Source organism: Candidatus Limimorpha avicola, assembly GCF_056978975.1.
This window is the reverse complement of sequence record NZ_DBMCYK010000004.1, coordinates 92,032-110,215: the sequence shown is the minus strand read 5'-3', so window position 1 is coordinate 110,215 and position 18,184 is coordinate 92,032. Positions and strand designations below refer to the sequence as shown.

Below are 18,184 nucleotides of genomic sequence, written 5' to 3'. Positions count from 1 at the left end.
TGGGCTAAAGTAATGGGATTTGACAGATGTGGGTGGTATTTTTGATAAAAAATGAAAAAAATATAAAAAATTACTGATTTTGGAGTAAAAAGGAGTAAAATAAATATAATCTGGCATTATAAAAAGATAAAAAAAGAGAAGATAAAAAAGAGTATTTTCGGTCATAAAAAATATTTAACAAAAAAAATTTTTACCGGAAAATTTTTCTAAATGCTTTATTTTTAATGCTTTGAAGAAATGAAAATTTCGTTGTTGATTAATATTTTGTGTATTAAGTGGGATTTTACTTGTCAGATTTTAAAAAAAGTTTTATTTTTGAACCCCTTAAACGCACTAAATTTGAGTAGTATAACATAAAAATTCAAGGTATGTTAAGAAAATTACTTTTTTCCCTCTGCATTGTGTTGACGTCGTGGTCGTTAGCACTTGCGCAAGTCGGACGACTTCAAGGTGTCATTTCTGACAAAGACACAGGCGAGCCTATTCCATTTGCAAACATTATTCTTGAGAATGGTGGTACACAAGTGGGTGGTGCGAGTTCTGACTTTGATGGTAATTACGACATCAACCCGATTCCTCCGGGAACGTACGATCTGAAAGCGACTTTTGTTGGTTACAACACATTTATTATGAAAGGTGTTGTTATTTCTCCCAACAAAATCACTTTCCAAGACGTCTCAATGAGCATGCAATCCGAGATGTTGGATGCTGTTGAGGTTGTTGATTACAAGGTGCCTTTGATTTCAAAGGACCAGACTTCGGTAGGTGCTACTCTTACCGCTGAAGAAATTGCCAAGATGCCTAACCGTTCAGCTGATGCTGTGGCGGCAAGTGTCGGTGGTGTTTTCTCTTCCGATGGTGAAGTGGGCAGTATGCGTGGTGCTCGTTCCGAAGGTACTGTTTATTATGTTGACGGTGTCCGTGTTATCGGTTCCAAAAGCGTTCCTCAATCGGCTATCGACCAGGTCGAGGTCCTGTTGAGTGGTACTCCTGCCATGTATGGTGACGCCACCGGTGGTATCATCAACATGACAACAAAAGGACCTTCCAGAACTTTTGGCGCCGGCGTGGAACTTGAAACTTCAGAATTTTTAGACGGTTACGGCCACAACAGAGTGGGTCTTAACGTTCAGGGACCTCTTATTAAAGGAAAGAAGAGCGAGACAGCTCTCCTCGGTTTCTTCCTTTCCGGCGAGTTTACCTACGACCGTGACGGTTATCTTTCTGCTATTGGACATTATAAGGCAACTGATGAGTGGCTTAACTATATAGAACAAAATCCTATTCGTGTATCAGGTACCGGCTCAGGTACTTATCAGAACGGACTATATACCAGAATGGGTTCTATGGAATATATTAAGAACTCACAGAATACTGCCGGTTGGAGTACCGCAGTGACAGGTAATATCAACGTGCGTACTACCGAAACCATAAACCTTACTTTTGGTGGTTCTTTCAATAAATCGAGAGCTAATGCCTATAGCCGTGCTCACGCATTTTTTAACTCGGATAAGAACGCATTGACTGACAGTCAGACATGGCGCGTTTACGGACGTTTTACACAGAGATTCCCTACGCCTCAGGAGAGTACTTCGCTTATCAAGAATTTCTATTATACCTTGCAGGCTGACTATACTCGATATAATTATACATACGGCGATCCGGACCATTGGGATGATATCTGGAAATATGGTTATCTTGGAAAATATACCATTTATAAGACAAGATCTTATGAACTCGGTTCAGATACAGTAAACGGTCATTATTATGATAATGTATGGGTGCTTAACTCATGGGACTATGATACTTTGGTGACTTTCGACAGAAGTGAGTTTAACCCGCTTTTGGCAAATTATACTTCTTCTTATTATGATTTATATACCGACCCTTTAAATCATTACCAAAATTTTACTGACTTGGAACTCGGTGGAGCTTTGCTTAACAGTAGTTCTCCAAATGCATTTTATGGTCTTTATGCTCCTCCTGGCTATATACAAACAAATTATGGATTTAGCGAATCTGATCAGTTTGCCATTAACCTTTCCGGTGCCATGACAGTAGGTAACCACGAGCTTACACTCGGTTTTTCTTATGAACAACGTAACGAAAGAGGTTATGGCATTTCCGGCTATAGCATGTGGTATCTCATGAGAAATCTCGCTAACTTCCATATTGAACAGTTGGATCTCGACAATCCGGAAGTTATTAGCTATGACGGTTTCGTCGATACTATTATATATCATAGAAAATATGACGAGGCTTCACAATATCAATTCGATTATAACCTTCGTGAGGCTTTGGGTCTTAATCCTAACGGTACTGACTGGATTAACATAGATTCCTACGACTTTAACGACAACTCTATTCAGTATTATGATGAAAACGGTGTGATGAAAACAGCATATCTTAACGATGGTTTCGATCTCAGTCTGTTCACTCCTGATGAGTTGACACAAGATGGTAATTCTTATGTATCGTATTATGGATATGACTACCTTGGAAATAAATTGAAATCACAACCTTCATTTGATGACTTCTTTACAGAAGTGGACGAGAATGGAAACTATACACGTCCTGTTGGTTCTTTCAGACCTATTTATATGGCAGGGTACATTCAGGATAAGTTTGCATTCAAAGATCTTATCTTCAACATAGGACTTCGTGTTGACCGTTTCGATGCCAACCAGAAAGTGTTGAAAGACCCATATATCCTCTATGATTATTATACGGTAGGTGATAAGATCCAGAATGGACAAATTACACTCGATAACGGTACTGTTGTTGATGTTCCCGATAATATCGGTGATGATTTCGCAATGTATGTCAATAAGACAGACGATATTACAAGTATAGTCGGTTATCGTAGCGACAATGTATGGTACAACGCTGAAGGTGCTGAAATCAGCGACCCAACGACCTTGGATGTGGGTAGTGGTGTTTCTCCTTGGGTTAAAGATGCTTCACAACAGAATGTCAATTCACTGTCATTTAAAGATTACGATCCTCAATGGAGTGTGATGCCTCGTATTTCATTCTCATTCCCTATTTCGGACGAGGCGTTGTTCTTTGCTCACTATGATGTGTTGACACAGCGTCCATCCAATATTTTCTGTAACATTTATACGTATTATTACTTCTCACAGATAAGTGATGTTATCAATAATCCTTCTTTGAAACCTTCACAGACAATAGATTATGAACTTGGTTTTACACAGAAGTTGACCAATACATCTTCAATGACGATTTCGGCATACTATCGTGAGATTCGTAACATGATACAGATGTACAGATATACCGGTGCATATCCTAAGGATTATTCATCATACAGCAATTTGGACTTCGGTACTGTTAAAGGTGTGACAGCATCGTACGACCTTCGTAGAACAAAGAACGTACGTTTGCGTGCAAGTTATACCTTGCAGTTTACCAATGCAACGGGAGCTTCAACAACAACTATGAGTGCTCTGATTGCTGCCGGTGTTCCTAATTTACGTTCTACATTCCCTATGCCTTGGGATCGTCGTCACCAGTTCAATATCATGGTTGACTATCGTTTCTCAAGTGGCAAGGATTATAATGGTCCTGTCACAAAACGTGAGAAATCCGGTAAGAAACCTATCCAATGGTTGAGCAATACAGGTTTCAATCTTACCATGAATGGTGGTTCCGGTACTCCTTACACTGCACAGAGCAATATTAATTCACCTATCTCAGCTGGTACCAACCTGTTGAAAGGTTCATACTATGGCTCCCGTCTTCCTTGGGCATTTAGGTTCGATATTCGTGTTGATAAAGATATTGACCTTAAACTTGGTAAGAAAGATAGTGAGAATAAGCGCGATGCATACCTTAATGTATATCTTCAGGTGTTGAATCTGCTTAATTCAAAGAATATCATTAGTGTTTATTCTTCAACCGGTAATCCTGATGATGATGGCTATCTGTCAGCCCCTGAATGGCAACGTGAGATTCAGAATCAGACAGATCCTGCTGCATACTATGATTTGTACAGTCTGTATGTAAATAATGCAGCTAATTATTCGCAGCCTCGTCAAATTAGAGTTGGTTTGATATTTAACTTCTAACAGAAAAATTTACTGCTAATATGAAGACTATATTTCGTTTAATGATTGTCGCATTGCTTTTTGTAAGTGTGACAGAAGTAAAAGCCGAGAAAGTCAAAATGGCTGACAAAAAGACTCGGACTCTTAAAGGTACCACTGCCGGTTGTTCACCTTCTTCTACTTTTGCCTGGTTGAATATCAACAATGCAAGAGTTCGTGTAAATGCCGGTGGTGACATGTGGTGGGATCTTCCCGGTGGCACTGGTGCCAAGTATTATATCCCTGCCAACAGTTCGGCAACATCATTATATGCTGGTTCTCTTTGGATTGCCGGTCTTGATGTTAACAATCAGCTCAAATGTGCTGCTGTACGTTTCCGTCAAGGTCCTGACGGAAAGGGAGGTAACGATTTCTGGACCGGTCCCCTTACTATAGACGGTACTGCAGCTATTGATGCTGCCACTTGTATGGAATATGACAAAATGTATAATATTACCCGTGCTGAGGTTGATGACTTCCTCGCCAACTGCGATGAGTCCGGAAGACCTCTCCCCGGTTATGAAATTCCTGCCAATATTATCAATTGGCCGGCTCATGGCGACCCGTCGAGAGGAATGAGTTATTATCTCGCTCCTTTCTATGATAACGACAACGATGGTACTTATGATCCTACTCAAGGTGATTACCCTTATTATGACATCGACAATGTTCTATGTCATACCAAAGTACCTACAATGGATGAATCAATAGAGGGTTCGGTACACGGTTCTATATTAGTTGACCAGATTATCAAAGGTGACCAGACAATATGGTGGGTGTTTAACGACAAAGGTAACTCTCATACCGAGACAGGCGGTTCTGCCATAGGTATGGAAATCAGAGCTCAGGCTTTTGCTTTCGCTACCAATGACGAAATCAACAACATGACTTTCTATAGTTATGAGATTATAAACCGTTCTACCTATACTTTGACAAATACCTACTTCTCACCTTGGACGGATGTTGACCTCGGTTATTCAAAAGATGACTATGTGGGTTGCGACGTTTCACGTGGTCTTGGTTATGGTTACAATGGTGTTAATATCGATGGTAATGGTGAGACAGAGGCTTACGGTGCCAATCCTCCTGCTGTGGGTATTGACTTCTTCCAGGGACCTTATCTGGATCCTGATGGAATAGACAATCCCAAATATGATGCGAATGGAAATCAATTGTGCGACGAGAGTATCAATGGTGTTAATTTCGGTAACGGTATTGTAGATGACGAACGTTTTGGTATGAGACGTTTTGTTTATCATAATAATACAAGTAATCCAGTAAATGGTGACCCTGATAAAGCTGCTGAGTATTATTTGCTCCTTCAGGGTATCTGGAAGAATGGAGAACGCATGCAATATGGTGGTACTGCTGTTCCTGGTGAAACCGGTACAGTGGGGCCTGAATGCGACTTTATGTTCCCGTTTGATTCCGACCCATGTAACTGGGGAACAGGTGGTATCCAGCCTAATGGCGGATTCAACCAGAATGGTTTCTATTGGAGCGAAGAGACGGGTGACAATGGTAGTCCAAACCCTGTTGAAGACCGTCGTTTCATGCAGTCTGCCGGTCCTTTCACGCTTAAGTCCGGTGCTGTTAACTATATCACTTTTGGTGTGCCGTGGGCGCGTTCCAACCAGGGTACGGCCTGGGCTTCTGTAGAATTGCTCCGTAAAGTCGATGACAAGTGTCAGGCTATGTTCGATAATTGCTTCGACGTTATCGATGGTCCTGATGCCCCGGATTTGACAATACGTGAATTAGACAGACAATTGGTGTTCTTCATCTCTAATTCTGAGACTTCAAATAACTATCAGGAATCGTATCAGGAAGCCGATCCTAATATCAGTGGTCCTCTTCCGACAGATTCAACACAACGTTGCGACTCCATCTACCGTTTTGAGGGTTATCTCGTGTATCAATTGGCTAACAGTGAGGTAGGTGTTGATGAACTTAGTGATCCCGATAAGGCTCGTCTTGTTTATCAGTGCGATGTTAAAAATAATGTGGGTACCATCATAAACTATATTTATAGTGAAGATTTAGGTGCTTCAGTACCTACTTTGATGGTTGAGGGTGGTGATACCGGTATCTCTCACTCTTTCGTAATTACTCAGGATGCCTTTACTACAAATTCCGACCCTAATCTTGTAAATCATAAGACTTATTACTTCATGGCAATAGCTTATGCTTACAATAATTACTTGAATTATTCCGACGATCCTAACGTTATGTACGGTTTATACGGACAAAAAGAACCTTATCTTGCCGGTCGTAAGAATATCAAGTTGTATTCGGCAGTTCCTCATAAAGCCGTTAATGGTACTACTATTAATTCAAATTATGGCGATTCACCTGTGATTTCTCGTTTTGTTGGTCAAGGTAATGGTGGCAATCAGGTGGAATTGTCAGATGAGACAATAGAAGAACTTATGTCAAGACAGCCGGGTGATTCTGTAAATGTATTTGGCTCACCTAACTATCCTGTTATATATCATCCTTCATACAAAAAAGGTTATGGGCCAATCGATGTTAAGATTGTTGACCCTCTCAATGTTGTTCCTACTGAATATGCTTTGTGGATGGATGACTTCCAGGCAAGATATATTACAAACGTTTCAAGTGAACCTGTTTTGGGAGACTCTGCATCCAAGACAGTATTTAACTGGTATTTGAAAGATCTAAAGACAGGTGAGATATTCAAGTCGGATACCACTTCAGAATCTCAGACTGAGAAATTGTTCCTTGAACGTGGTATCTCTGTCGTTATGCAGCAACCGTGGACAGTAGGTCCTTATAAAGTAGGTGATAAGGAAGATAGTAATACGGGCAATTTGGTTGCGGTATATTCTATACTCGCTCAGAATAATGCTTATATCACTTCATCTGTCACATACGCTGACAGTTCCAATAGATGGTTAAGCGGTATCAAAGATGAAGATGCCATAGTATCATCGCCTTTGAATTGGATTCGTTCCGGTAATTATGCTGACCAGGATGATAAAGCAAATAATGACTATAGTGTAAGTTCTTCGACAGGAGGTGTAACCAAACCATACGATCCGAATGAAAACTATGAAAAGATTGCTGACGGAACATGGGCGCCTTATGTACTTTGTAATGTATCAGGAAATTCCGGTACATATAATCCGGGTCCTGTTTATCACGGTAATAGTAGAATTGACTCATTATTTATGAAGTTGGGGTCTATTGACATTGTTTTGACTTCCGATAAGTCAAAATGGACTCGTTGCCCTGTTGTCGAAATGTGTCTTGATTCCAAACTTTCAGAAGGCAATGCACCCAAGTTTACCTTACGTCGTACTCCATCTGTTGACAAGGATGGCAATCCATGTGCTTCAATGGATATGGAACCAAGTGACAATCCTGATGATCCTAACTATATAGCTGCACAAGGTATGGGATGGTTCCCGGGATATGCTATTGACATTGAAAGTGGAGCTCGTTTGAATCTTATTTTTGGTGAAGATTCATTCTATCCGGAACTTAATGGACGTGACATGTTGTTCAATCCTCCGGCGTTGAAAGAATCAACGGTGTTGGGTAATACTTCACAACTTTATGATCCTGCAATATTTGATGCTGACGGTACTGCAGTATTCGGTGGAAAACATTATGTTTATGTATTTCCGATGTCAGACCTTGGTGAAAAGGTGGGTATCAACTTCAAATGTCCTGCATACGATGCCGGTAGATATTTTTATAATACAATGAAGGCTATTGATGAATCCGGTAGTTATGCCAATGTGTTGCGAGTTTTGTTCTGGAGTCAGCCATTGTGGTGCGGTATGCCTATGGCAGTGGAGGGAAGAGAATGGTTGCAACCCGGTAATCCTGTCAAGATTTCTATCCGTGTTGCTACTCCTTATAAGCCTGGTTATGCTACAACAACTCTTGATTCTGTTTACGAAGGCTTGTACGATACAATCGACCATGTGGGTTATAATCCTTACTTTACATTCAGCACAGTGGGTCTCGGGCCTACAAACGACAACCTTGAGAAGGCAGAAACAGATCTCGACTTGATAACAGTGGTGCCTAATCCATATTATGCTTACTCCACATACGAGCCGAATGCTCTTACGCATAGAGTGAAGATTGCTAATGTTCCAGACAAGTGTGTCGTTACAATATATACTATGGATGGTGTAAAGGTACGTCAATTTAAGAAAGATGATTCATCTGTGACATCAATAGACTGGGATTTGACAAACTTTGCTAATACTCCTATTGCCAGTGGTCTTTATATTATTCATGTCAAAGACAATGTCAATGGAGGTGAAAAGGTCGTTAAATTCTATTGTGCAATGCGTCAGGTTGACTTAAATACTTTCTAATTATTTTGCGAACAATAAAAAAGGATTACGATCATGAAAAAGTTATTTAAATATATCGTTATATTAAGCTTGACAATCATTATTGGATTTACGAGCACAGACGCTTTCGCAGGTAATAAAGACAGGTCTGGTCAAGCAGGCGCTACAGAATTGTTAATCAACCCATGGGCAGCTGCATCAGGCTGGGGCAATGCCGGTATGGCAAGTGTCAAGGGTGTCGATGCTATGTGGGGCAACGTCGCCGGTATCACTTTTACCAATAGTATAGATTTGAACTTCTCATATACCAATTGGTTGAAAGGTTCTGAGACAAATATTTTCTCATTCGGTTTCTTGGCTCGTATTTCAGAGTCTGCTGTTATGGGTCTTTATGTGATGTCTGTCAACTCACAGGAAATACCGATCACTACTGTTGAGAATCCCGAAGGCGGTTTGGGTACTTTCAAACCTAATTTGATGAATATCAATATAGCTTTGGCAAAGGCGTTCTCTAACAGTATCCGTGGAGGTTTTGTCTTGAAGATTATCAGCGAGAGTATTGCTGACATGTCTGGTGCCGGCGTCGCTATTGATGCTGGTATCCAATATGTTACCGGTATTACTGACAATATTCACTTCGGTATCACTTTGAAGAATATCGGACCTACCATGAAATTCTCTGGCGACGGTCTCGCATTCTCGACTTTGTTCGAAGGAATGTCGTCAAGTATTACTGTCGTGCAACGTGCCGATGCTTTCGAGCTTCCTGCTCAGTTGAATATAGCTGCAGCTTATGATTTCAATTTTGAAAAAAACAGCCGCTTGACTATTGCCGGTAACTTTACCTCTAATTCATTCTCTAAAGACCAGTTTACTCTCGGTATTGAAGGTTCGTTGAGAGAAATACTTGTTCTCCGTGCCGGTTATACTTACGAGAATGGTATTTGGGATGATATTGAGACTGATGAATGTACTAACGTGAATAAAGGATTGTCGCTCGGCGCTTCTGTTCAGGCTCCTCTTAGCAAAAAAGAAGGTGGTATGAAAATTGCTGTCGATTATTCTTATCGCGCAACAGAACACTTTAGCGGTACTCATACTGTAGGTGCAAGAATTTATTTCTAAAAATACTTGTATTTAAAAAATAATTTGTATCTTTGCATACAAATTATGAAACAAAAAGGGCCCTTATTTCGGTAAGGGTCTCTTTTTGCTTATTAAATTAAATGATTATGGCTGATATTGAATATTTTACACAAGAAGGACTGCGTAAGTTAAAAGAAGAATTAGAACAACTTACCGTCGTGGAACGCCCTCGTATTGCTGCTGCAATAGCAGAGGCACGCGATAAAGGCGACTTGTCTGAAAATGCAGAATATGATGCAGCAAAAGAAGCTCAAGGCTTGCTTGAAATGAAAATAGTGAAACTTCAACAACTTATCATGAACGCTCGCGTCCTTGATGAGTCTAAAATGGATACTTCCAAGGTGTTGCTCCTTTCTACCGTCAAGATAAAGAATCTTAATACCAAGTCTATAATGACTTATACCATAGTGTCTGAGAAAGAGGCTAACCTTAAACAAGGTAAGATTTCTGTCACTTCTCCTATTGCTAAAGGTCTGCTCGGCAAGTCTGTAGGCGATAAAGTGGAGATACAGGTCCCTGCCGGTAAAGTTATGTTTGAAATAGTTGAAATTACAAGACTTTAATGATTATGGCATCGATATTCACGAAAATAGTTAATGGTGAAATACCTTCATATAAGATCGCTGAAAATGACAGATTTTATGCTTTCCTCGATATTAATCCTATCGCTAAAGGTCATACTCTCGTGATACCTAAACGTGAAGTGGATTATATCTTCGACCTTGCAGATGATGAGTTGGCAGATATGATGGTATTTGCCAAACATGTGGCTGTAGCTGTCAAAAAAGCTATCCCTTGTGTTAAAGTGGGCGTCGCCGTCATAGGTCTCGAGGTGCGTCATGCTCATATTCATCTTGTCCCTATGCAAAAAGAAGGCGATCTTAACTTCAAAAATCCAAAACTTTCACTTTCTGATGCAGAGTTTAGAGATATTCAAAATTCGATAATCAACAATATTTAACGACACAAAGCTGCCGAGGCAGCTTTTTATTATGTATGTAACTCGAGATAAAAAAATATCGCATTTTTGGAGTCTTCTTTTTTTGTCATGGCTCCTCGTTCTCGCCTTTCGCGTTGTTGAACTTTGTACTGTCATCAATAGGTATGGTACTCATGATGGTCTCTGGCTTTCGGAATTGCTTGGACTCGGATACGATTTCCTCCTTGTCAACGCGGTCTTTGCCGTCGTCTTGCCATTTTATTCTCTATTAAGACAGCATCTGCCTCGTCTTGCCAATGTGTTGATGATGGTGTTGATATTTTTCTTTTCTGTGGCTCATTATGCCATATTGCAATATTTCTTTTCGCAATATAAGCCGCTTGGGGCTTTTCTTTTCGATTATTCCCGTGAAGAAGTGTCACTTACGGTAAATTCTCTCGGTTTGCCATGGCTTGCAATTTGCATCTGTGTGCTGCTTTTTGCCATTTTCTTGATAGTGCTTTTTGCTGTTTTGCCTTCTGTAAGGAGCATAGCCAAAAAACGAATCCTCTTTATATTATTGTATGTTTCATTACCGATATTTGTCTTTGTCAATGTCAGGTATTTTGTCCGGATGGATAAATTTGCTGTCAATAAATCAGTGTATTTTTATGTAGATGCAGCAAATTATGAGTCTCAAGCCAAGACTTATTGCGATCACATGTCCGATAGGGAGATAAAACGTTATCATCAATTGTTCCCTATGCATGACTATATAAAAGGTGATTATCCGCTGTTACATCATTTTGATTGTGCCGACAGTCTGGGTACGTACTTTGATCCTTTTGACGGAAAACCAAATATAGTTATGCTTGTGGTAGAAGGCCTTAACGATGATTTTGTTCATGATTACATGGATGTAAATCTCATGCCCAATCTTCGTGAATTGATGTCGCGGAGTCTTTATTGGAGGCATTGTTTCACTCTCGGCGAGCGTTCGTTTTCGGTGATGCCTACCATGCTCGGAAGTCTTCCGTATGGCAAGATTGGATTTACATTGCTCAACAGGTTGCCTACCCATGTTACTCTCACTTCTGTTCTCGATGCTAACGGATATCAGACGGATTTCTTCTATGGACAGGGTGCCTGGTTCCATAGAAAAGATATCTTCTTCAGAATAAATGATATAGACCTTGTTTTCGACAATAAATGTTATTCCGACAAATATGATAAAATAATAGTGGGTGATGATGACTATTTCTGGGGTTATGACGACAGAGCTCTTTTATTGCAGTCGCTTGAAGTCATTGACACTTTGCCGTCTTCGCCGCGTTTTGATGTGTATTTTACAGGTTCCATGCACTCTCCTTTTATAATAAGCAATGATGCTTATTATGATAATTATTTAGATAGTCTTGTTGAAAAGTTGAATAAGAATGATAAAGACTATTTTAACAGATTCCGTACATATTTCAAAACCATTTTGTTTTTTGACGATGCTTTGAAAGAATTTATTGATGAATATTCGAAACGCGATGATTATGAAAATACTATTTTCGTGTTAACAGGCGACCATTCCATGTCTGAAATTACTCCTCGTAATCCTGTTAAACGTTATCATGTGCCTATGATAATATTTTCCGAGAAACTAAGACAGCCGGCAGTGTTCGACAATACTGTAAGTCATTTGGATTTTTATGAGACTATTCTCCCTTTTCTCGCAAAATATGATGTGAAGTTACCTCGTTACAGCTCTGCTTTTGGAAATAACCTTTTCGAAGAAAGTAACAATATGGCTTTTATGAATGAGGAGAGAGATGTCATAGATTTTTATTCTGACGGATATTATCTTGGCGAAGGCGTCTTGTACAAACTTAATGATGATTTCAGCATTGTGGCAGTTGATGACAATGACAAATTTGAAGAGATGAGTGATAATCTCGAAATTGTGAGAAAGATGAGCGAATATACATCATTGCATAATTATGTTGTGCCTGATACAGTATATTGTGAATCGGTACAAAAAGATTTGCTTTATGGTGAACCTCATGGAGAAGAAAGGCTTTTTACCGGGAAGTTTTTTAATATCATTGAGGGTGTCTATGTTGAAGGTTATGATGAGTTGTTTTACAATGTGACCTTCGATGTTGTTGGGGATATAAAAGATTGCATCATGATTATGCAGGTGATAGATAAGAATAATGAAAAAGTATTTCATAAAGTGGAGGGAGTCACTGACAAAGAAGACGGTTATCAGCATCATGCTGTTGTAAAATTGTCTCATAATGCACCTTCCGGCATTTCTTTTAAGGCTTATTTGTATAAAGATTCCGATAAGGATCTTATTATCAAAGACTTGAATGTCGTTTTGAGCGGCAGAAAAAATGTAGCTCAGAGTGAATGATTGGTGATGTTTCAAAAAGCGTGTAATTGATTTTATCTTATTCAGTGACATTTTTTAATTTCTCGGAAGTCTCAGAAAAGACCGCAGAGGCTTCATTAAAACATATCTAAAAATAATTTTTGATGATTCATAAGGATAATTGTTTGAATGTGTAAATGTTATCCTGTAATTGTTACAATGCTACCTCGGTATTTGGACTGACATTTTTACGAAAAAAATATTGATGTAATAAATATTTGTTATCTTTGGCAAAAATAATTTTGATTATGATTGAATTTGCCTTTCTCGGTATATCTGAAAAATACTTCGAAATGATTTTGGATAATTCTGATTTTTATACAGGTTTTCTCATTTTTATGAATTATTTCCATGATATATTTGCTAAAAGAATATTTGTGAATGAAAACAGTCGTGACTTTAAGATTTATGACAATGTGATTTTATCGGATAAAATGTGATGTTTTCATTTTGTGTGCTGATTATGTAGTGAATCATTTAGCTGTAATAGTTTTGTGTATCATGGAAATAATATTTATGAAATTTTGTAAATCTATATATATTTGAATTTGCAATATAAAATTGATAATATGATTTATATGAATATGGTAATTATATGTTTATTAAACGATAAAGTTTTTTAATATGACACAGACAGAACTTCAGCAGATGATATCGACAAAGGTAATTGTTGGTGTTGATTTTTCCGGACAGACTTTGGAAAAGGTCGATTTTTCCGGATGCCGTTTGGAACGTGTGAATTTTAAGGGATGCGAGATGATACATTGTAGATTTCGAAAAGCTAAGATTTCTTGGAGCGATTTCCGTTATGTGAACATTCAACATGGTACATTCGAGGAAGCGGAAATTGAATTTTGTGATTTCTATAGAGCTTTTCTTGATGGTGTGATTATATTTACTCACAGTAAAATAAGCAATTGCAGTTTCAATAAGACGTATATTGGAGAGTCGGCAATCATCAGAAAGAACAATCTCGTCGGCAACCGTATCTTGCAGCAAAACAAGAAACTGTATGAAAAGTTTCTTTCAGATTGGCATACTTATGGTACTGGAGAGAGAATCAATGATGTGGGTAAAATATCAGATTGGAATCCTGCGGATGGTTTGGACGGAAGATGGGCTGAGGCAGAAGAGATATATAAGAATTTTAATGCACTTTGGACATCAAAAGGGTTTATAGCTGACGGCAACTGGGCTTATGTACAGGGTAGAAGAATGGAACGTAACAGAATGATAAAGGAACTTTCACTGTCAAAAATTCCTCTCAAAACAAAACTTGTCAATATTTGGCATATTATATCCAATGTATTTTCTGATGTTATGTTCGGTTATGGAGAAAGTATGCTGAAAATGGTGATAACATATATAATAATAGTGTTTGTCTTTGCTTGGGCTTTTACTTCTGAGGTGTCTTTGCTTCAATATGGCGAGGCATTGTATATAAGTCTTAAAAATATGGCCGGCATGGATTCTGAAGTCATTCGTGAGATTTCCCCTTTTGTGGATATGTTGAATGTTGTGCAAACTACCATAGGTATTATTCTTACAGGTATCTTCGGATTTATTCTTGGAAATAAAATCAGAAATCAATAGTTATGGCGAAAGAAATTTTAATCTCTGAATATAGAGTGTTCAATGATAGAGGTTCTGTCTCGAGTAATCTGATAAAAACAATTGAAATAAATGCTTCTGAGATAGTTAAGTCTAAGGTTTTGTCTCAGTGGAGTTATTCTGCAAGTCCTCCTGTTGTGGAATATTATGATGGGGAAAGCATAGAGTTGTCTTTTGAGGGAAAAGTCTTTCAAACGAAAGCAAGAGCGTCGGCTATACGTCTTTTTTCAGCCGTAGTCCCTAATGATTATGTCAATGAGTCGGTTGATGTATATTTCCGGCTGAAATCATTTTCCAATGTCGCCTGCTCGGATTATGCAGCCATGTTTCGTCATGCTTCATTCAATGCCTTGGTATATAATGCTTTGCCTGTATTAAACGATAATCCTGAGGCGGCAAAATATTTTATTGAAGTGTTTGTTTCTTGTGAAAACATTTTCTTGATAGATAAAGCAAGAATAAATACTGTCAAATCTTACGCGATAAACGGTAATAAATATGCCTGTTTCGCCTATGGATATTATCATCTTAATGTTCATCCTGATATGAAATCTCCTGATATTGCAGATTATTTCATAAGACGGGCTTATGAGAAAGAACTTCCTGAAGCAGCTGTCGCTATCGGCATAATGTATCGTTATGGGGACCTTGACAAGGTTGACAGATATTGGTCTAATAAATTTTTTAATATAGGTTTGGAAAAAGATTGTGAGTTTGCTTTACAAATACATATCAAAGATATGATTTTCGGCCGATTCGGTGTTGCGGTTGACCTTCCAAAAGCTATTGAAATGCTTGATGATCTGATAGATAAGGATAGAGAAAATGCTAAATGGAGACAAATGCGTGGTTGGGCGTTGCAACAAAATCATTCATTGTCATTGGCAAAAGATGATTATGAATTCGCTGCTAAAAACGGAATTGTTTCTGCCTGGAGTGATTATGTCGTTGCATCTTCATATAATGATGACGATGAATTGATAGATAAAGATGCTTATGTCAGACTTGTTGTTGAAGGCTCCGAAAACAGAGACTGTTTGTGCCGGTTTTTACTGGCTCTTCATAAGGTTGAGAACTATGATGATATGTCTGATTGCCAGAAGGCTATTGAAAGAAAAACTCTGATGGAGTCATTGGAAGACGCTTATAAAATTGGTTTTAAAGAAGCTGCCGTATATATTGGCGATATTTATTACTACGGATGGTACGATATTCCTGAGGATAATGCTAAGGCTTACTCATGGTATGCCAAGGCTGCTTTACTGAAAGACCCGGAGGCTTTCGAGAAGATGTTCTATATGATTAAAAATGGTTATATAAACGAGGACCTCAATTTTATGGATAATTGTGCACTTAATGCTGCCAGGCTGGGGTCCGATAAAATGTTGAAAGAAACAGTCATAGCCTATTTGCATGGTCGCTTGAAAAAATATTATTTGGAGATAGAACAATATTATATGCCGGTATTCGACTCTATGAAAGAAGATGCTGAAGATGATGACGATTACCCTGATGATGATGGCAGATATGATGCATACGTTTAGTTTTTGTTGACATTTATTGAAATATGTTGTGTAGTGGCATGTGGCTAATTATTGGAATATCTTATTGTTATGATATGATTTGTGTTTTGGATAAGTTCAATATCAATGCTGTTTCTGATTTCGTAATATGTAATGGACACGGCTTTTGAATAAAACAATATTGTCAATTTATTGTAGAATGATGTAAAAATCAGATGATATTCATATATTTGTAAAAAATAAAATTTTGAATTATGGGACTTTTCGGTAAAGATGCTCAGGAATGGTATGAAGAAGCAGAGAATTACATGTATGGTAAAAACGGTTTTTCTAAAGATTATATAAAGGCAGCTCATGCTTATGAGAAGGCTTATGCTAAAAATCATCCCGGACCATTCGTCAAATTGGCATTTATTTATTTTACTGTCATTAATACTCCGGAAAATTTGAAAAAAGGCTTTGAATTGAGCAAAGAAGACGCTGAAAAAGGTAATACTAATGCTTACAATAACTTGGGTGTTTGCTTTCAACAAGGTGTCGGTACAGAGAAGAATGAAGCTTTGGCAATGAAGTATTTTAAAATGGCAGCTGACAAAAATTATGGTGATGCTGCCAGAGTTTATGGATATAACAAATATAAATCTGTAACTGAATCTGTTGAAGATTATTTCGAATCTCGTAAATATTTCGAAATAGCCCTTAATAATACTTCTTCTATAACAAAAGAAAATCTTGATAAGTTAAAGACCGATTACGAGAAATATTTTAATGATCTGTCAAATAAGGATATCGAGGGTATGACAATTAACGATGTTGTCGGTAAGGGTTATGATTTCTATGTTGGTAATAATGGTATGCCAAAAGATGTTAAAGAGTCCTTTCGCTGGTATCGTTATGCAGCCGATAAAGGGCATGCCGGTTCTCAACGCTGGTTGGGAGACTGTTATAGATTGGGTACCATAGATGGTAAAGTGGATTATAAAATAGCCATGTCATATTATATGAAAGCCATTGCTCAGGGTAATGCTTTGGCTATGCGTAACGTGTCTTATATCTTTCATGGAGAAGGTAATAATGATGATGCTGTAAAATATCTGAAAATGGCAATGGAAAAGGGCGATGAAGAGGCTGAAAAATTGCTATTCAAATGGTATCCTATGGAAAGAGAAATTTTTAATGTTTTGCAAAAGAAAAAGGCTTTTTTAAGTGATGATGCAAAAGAAAAAGATATTATACGTTGGATTTTGTGCATATTTGAATACAAACTTACTGAAAATGATGATGATTATTATATTTCATGGGGCATAAGACTGTTTAACAGCCTTAATACCGAGAATCCGAGTTCTGATTTATATGTTCTTTATGCTTATATGTGTGAGAAGGGGTTTCGTAATGAACAGGATACTCCGGATATCGAGTCAGCCGACAAATATTATTCCGAATCTGTAGGTATTGGTGGTCCTGAAATGCCGGAAACGCAGTTGCTTTTGGGCGAATATTATTTTAACAGATGGAATGATTGTGATTATACCTTACCAGGCGATAATGATGACCCTTCTTTTGAAGATGTCCTTAAATCTCGTGCTGCCTATTGGTATAAAAAAGCTGCTGATAATGGTAATGTTAAAGCTATGTATCACTATGGCAGATGTTGTCTTTATGGAATAGGTTGTGATGAAAATATTGATACTGCATTGTCATATCTTGAAAAAGCTTTGAATGAAGGTAATGTAAATGCCGGACTTTTGCTTTCTACTCATTATGCCTCCTTAATCAAGTCTAATAATGATTCGAATTTTAAAAAAGCTGTCTCATACTGTGCGAAAGCTTATGATGTGGCTGCTTATGACTTTGAAAAAAGTGATGCTTGTGGTTCTCTCTCTCGTCTTTATTATCAATCGGAAGAATATAGAAAGGCATATAATTATGCAAAAGAAGGTGCTGAACTCGGAGATGGCAACAGTATGCTAATACTTGCTCTTATGTATAATTTTGGTAATTATGTTGGTAAAGATGTTAACAAGGCAAGAGATTATATCTTGATGGCAAAGAAAACACCTTGTCGATTTCTGGCAGAACAACTGAGCAAGTCTATGAATTTATAAAGATTTGTATTTACAGCTTTA

General features: G+C 38.1%; 9 protein-coding genes. All 9 read left to right on the top strand.

All coding sequences use genetic code 11. The annotated features are described in order from the left end of the window. Positions 1 to 368: 368 nt before the first annotated feature. The 9 genes from ACZOVS_RS03290 to ACZOVS_RS03250 all read left to right on the top strand — a co-directional run bounded on the left by ACZOVS_RS03290 (position 369) and on the right by ACZOVS_RS03250 (position 18,163). On the top strand, positions 369 to 4,085 hold the full coding sequence (locus ACZOVS_RS03290) for a TonB-dependent receptor domain-containing protein (RefSeq protein ID WP_483995804.1): 3,717 nt from the start codon (positions 369 to 371) through the stop codon (positions 4,083 to 4,085). Between the two features lie 20 nt (positions 4,086 to 4,105). Further along, positions 4,106 to 8,458, top strand: coding sequence for a T9SS type A sorting domain-containing protein (locus tag ACZOVS_RS03285; protein ID WP_483995803.1), 4,353 nt, complete (start codon positions 4,106 to 4,108; stop codon positions 8,456 to 8,458). A 33-nt stretch (positions 8,459 to 8,491) separates the two neighbouring features. Beyond that, a complete protein-coding gene (locus ACZOVS_RS03280) occupies positions 8,492 to 9,562 on the top strand; it encodes a PorV/PorQ family protein (protein ID WP_483995802.1) in 1,071 nt (356 codons plus the stop codon). A gap of 116 nt (positions 9,563 to 9,678) precedes the next feature. Then, positions 9,679 to 10,146, top strand: coding sequence for a transcription elongation factor GreA (gene greA / locus ACZOVS_RS03275; RefSeq protein ID WP_483995847.1), 468 nt, complete (start codon positions 9,679 to 9,681; stop codon positions 10,144 to 10,146). A gap of 5 nt (positions 10,147 to 10,151) precedes the next feature. After that, a complete protein-coding gene (locus ACZOVS_RS03270; RefSeq protein ID WP_483995801.1) occupies positions 10,152 to 10,544 on the top strand; it encodes an HIT family protein in 393 nt (130 codons plus the stop codon). A 31-nt stretch (positions 10,545 to 10,575) separates the two neighbouring features. Then, positions 10,576 to 12,906, top strand: a complete 2,331-nt coding sequence (locus ACZOVS_RS03265) for an LTA synthase family protein (RefSeq protein WP_483995800.1) — start codon at positions 10,576 to 10,578, stop codon at positions 12,904 to 12,906. Positions 12,907 to 13,548: 642 nt separating this feature from the next. Beyond that, positions 13,549 to 14,517: a pentapeptide repeat-containing protein gene (locus ACZOVS_RS03260; protein ID WP_483995799.1), complete on the top strand. Its 969-nt coding sequence runs from the start codon at positions 13,549 to 13,551 to the stop codon at positions 14,515 to 14,517. 2 nt (positions 14,518 to 14,519) lie between these two features. Continuing rightward, entirely contained in the window at positions 14,520 to 16,079 is a 1,560-nt protein-coding gene (locus ACZOVS_RS03255; RefSeq protein ID WP_483995798.1) for an SEL1-like repeat protein, read from the top strand. Positions 16,080 to 16,312: 233 nt separating this feature from the next. Next, the gene (locus tag ACZOVS_RS03250; protein ID WP_483995797.1) at positions 16,313 to 18,163 is read left to right on the top strand and encodes a tetratricopeptide repeat protein; all 1,851 of its coding nucleotides are present in this window, start codon (positions 16,313 to 16,315) and stop codon (positions 18,161 to 18,163) included. Positions 18,164 to 18,184 lie beyond the last annotated feature (21 nt).

Excerpts from the sequence above, each read along its gene's own strand:
- ACZOVS_RS03290 (WP_483995804.1), top strand. The coding sequence starts at position 369 with ATGTTAAGAAAATTACTTTTTTCCCTCTGCATTGTGTTGACGTCGTGG.
- ACZOVS_RS03285 (WP_483995803.1), top strand. The coding sequence starts at position 4,106 with ATGAAGACTATATTTCGTTTAATGATTGTCGCATTGCTTTTTGTAAGT.
- ACZOVS_RS03280 (WP_483995802.1), top strand. The coding sequence starts at position 8,492 with ATGAAAAAGTTATTTAAATATATCGTTATATTAAGCTTGACAATCATT.
- ACZOVS_RS03270 (WP_483995801.1), top strand. The coding sequence starts at position 10,152 with ATGGCATCGATATTCACGAAAATAGTTAATGGTGAAATACCTTCATAT.
- ACZOVS_RS03265 (WP_483995800.1), top strand. The coding sequence starts at position 10,576 with ATGTATGTAACTCGAGATAAAAAAATATCGCATTTTTGGAGTCTTCTT.
- ACZOVS_RS03260 (WP_483995799.1), top strand. The coding sequence starts at position 13,549 with ATGACACAGACAGAACTTCAGCAGATGATATCGACAAAGGTAATTGTT.
- ACZOVS_RS03255 (WP_483995798.1), top strand. The coding sequence starts at position 14,520 with ATGGCGAAAGAAATTTTAATCTCTGAATATAGAGTGTTCAATGATAGA.
- ACZOVS_RS03250 (WP_483995797.1), top strand. The coding sequence starts at position 16,313 with ATGGGACTTTTCGGTAAAGATGCTCAGGAATGGTATGAAGAAGCAGAG.